The organism is Synechococcus sp. R55.7, assembly GCF_047461955.1.
Lineage (GTDB): Bacteria > Cyanobacteriota > Cyanobacteriia > Thermostichales > Thermostichaceae > Thermostichus.
Map to the genome: position 1 here is coordinate 1 of NZ_JANSIC010000307.1, position 2,117 is coordinate 2,117.

Sequence of the window (2,117 nt, forward strand, 5' to 3'; positions counted from 1 at the left end):
AGATAGATCAACGCTCCTTAAATTATGCTCTTATGCTTTATAGAGTCGAGGTAGGCTTTCCACCCTTGGGTTTGCAACTGGTCGTTTTTCTCCTGCACCGCCTGTTTTAGGCTTTCCCGATAGGCGATCACCCGCCGGAGCAGATCGGGATCCCCACTGGCTAGGATCTGCACCGCCAACAGACCCGCGTTGTAGCCGTTGCCAATGGCCACCGTGGCCACCGGGATCCCTTTGGGCATTTGCACAATCGAGTATAAGGAGTCGATCCCCTGCAGGGATGGGCTGAGCACCGGCACCCCGATCACCGGCAGGGGGGTGAGAGAGGCCACCATCCCCGGCAAATGGGCTGCTCCCCCTGCCCCGGCAATGATGACGCGGATCCCTTGGGTATGGGCGCGGCGGGCAAACTCTACCATGGCCTCGGGGGTGCGGTGGGCGCTGAGGATCTGCATCTGGTAAGGGATCCCAAACTCCTCACACACCTGGGCGGCAGGTGCAAGGGTGGGCAAATCGGAATCGCTGCCCATTACGATGGCAACGAGGGGGGAGAGTTCCATATCGCTAAGCGACGCTAACGCGAAAGGCTGCTGGCCCGGCGTAGCCGATCCATCATCGCATAGCCCAACCCCGTCGAGATGGGTGGGGGCTCTGCCAGCAGGAGCGTAGCATCTCCCTCATCCAGGCGGCGCAGGCTGGCAAAGAGGGCGCGGGCGGCTGCCTTGGGATCCGAACCCAAACACTCCAAACTGAAAGTGATCCCCGGCCAATGGCGGGAGAGGGTGTTCAGCAGAGCCTGCGGATCCGTGGCAAAGCTGAGGATGCCCAGGTGGGAATGACCGGTTGTCAGGTGCTGCACCTGTTGCCAATCGCCGGGCTGAAGCTGGGCAAAAGGGGTGGGCAAAAGCCGGAGGGGCTTACTGGGGGCATAGTGGCTGCTCAGTCGTCCCGGCGCTTCTGGCGGGCCCGTTGTGCCATCCTTGGGGGCCTGTTCTGGGGGCAACCGGATGGGCAACCCCAGGTGGGCCTCCAGGGCTTCCAGTGGGATCCCTCCTGGGCGCAGCAGCGTTGGGATCCCTTCGGGGCTGAGCTTTAGCACGGTGGACTCCAGGCCCACAGCACACTCTCCCCCATCCAAGATGTAAGGGATCCGCCCTCCCAACTCTGCATAGACGGCCTGGGCTGAGGTGGGGCTGATGCGGCCAAAGCGATTGGCACTGGGGGCAGCCAGAGGGGTTTGCACCGCCTGCAACAAAGCTTGAGCCACCGGGTGAGCAGGCACCCGCAGGGCAACAGTAGGCAACCCGCTGCTCACCAGATCCGGCACGGTGGGACACTTGGGCAGCACCAAGGTTAGGGGCCCCGGCCAGAAGGTGTCGATCAGGGATCCCAGCAGAGCACGGGCGGTGGGAGTAAAAGCCGACACATCCACCAGCCACCCCTGCAGCTGCTCTAGGGTCACCCCAGCCGGCAGATGCAGGATCAGGGGATCGAAGCGGGGGCGCTCCTTGGCGGCAAAAATGTTTGCCACTGCCTGCTCATCCAAGCCATGGCCCGCCAGGCCGTAAACCGTCTCCGTGGGGATGGCCACCAACTGGCCCTGCAGCAAGGCCGCAGCCGCTACGGCAATGTGCTCAGGAGTGGGCGAAAGAATTTCCGTCTGCATCCATAACTCGGATTTGGGGTGGGGCTAGGGATCCCGTTCTGCAATCCATTTTCGCGCCTGGTAGAGGGCGATGTTGATCTGATCCCCAAACAGCAGCGCCAAGGAAGTGAGCCAAACCCAGAGCAGCAGAACAATAACCGCCCCCACCGCCCTGTAGACTTGGTTGAACTGCCCAAAGTGCTCCACGTAAATCCGCAACCCCCACGACACCCCAACCCACAGTAGGCTGGCCACGATGGCTCCCGGCCAAATCGGCATTTGGGGTCGGCGCAAGCTGGGGCCAAATCGATACAGCACCCAGCAGGAGAAGACGACCAACCCCAGCGAAATCGGCCAGGTGAGGATCCCCCACAAGTTCAACCCCAGCTCTCGCAGGGGATCCAACTGAGTCGGCCCGCCAACCTCCTGGGCTAAGGATCTCGCTTTCCTGTACAAGAAGCGCAAAAAGCTGGCA

At 62.1% G+C, this 2,117-nt stretch carries 3 protein-coding genes; all 3 read right to left on the minus strand.

Annotated elements, in window-relative coordinates:
* Positions 1 to 17: 17 nt before the first annotated feature.
* Positions 18 to 557, minus strand: coding sequence for a 5-(carboxyamino)imidazole ribonucleotide mutase (purE, locus tag NW820_RS12000; protein ID WP_414351697.1), 540 nt, complete (start codon positions 555 to 557; stop codon positions 18 to 20).
* A gap of 14 nt (positions 558 to 571) precedes the next feature.
* On the minus strand, positions 572 to 1,663 hold the full coding sequence (locus tag NW820_RS12005; protein ID WP_414407601.1) for an L-threonylcarbamoyladenylate synthase: 1,092 nt from the start codon (positions 1,661 to 1,663) through the stop codon (positions 572 to 574).
* Between the two features lie 24 nt (positions 1,664 to 1,687).
* The coding region (locus tag NW820_RS12010) for a YihY/virulence factor BrkB family protein (RefSeq protein ID WP_414407602.1) at positions 1,688 to 2,117 on the minus strand (430 nt) is incomplete at its 5' end.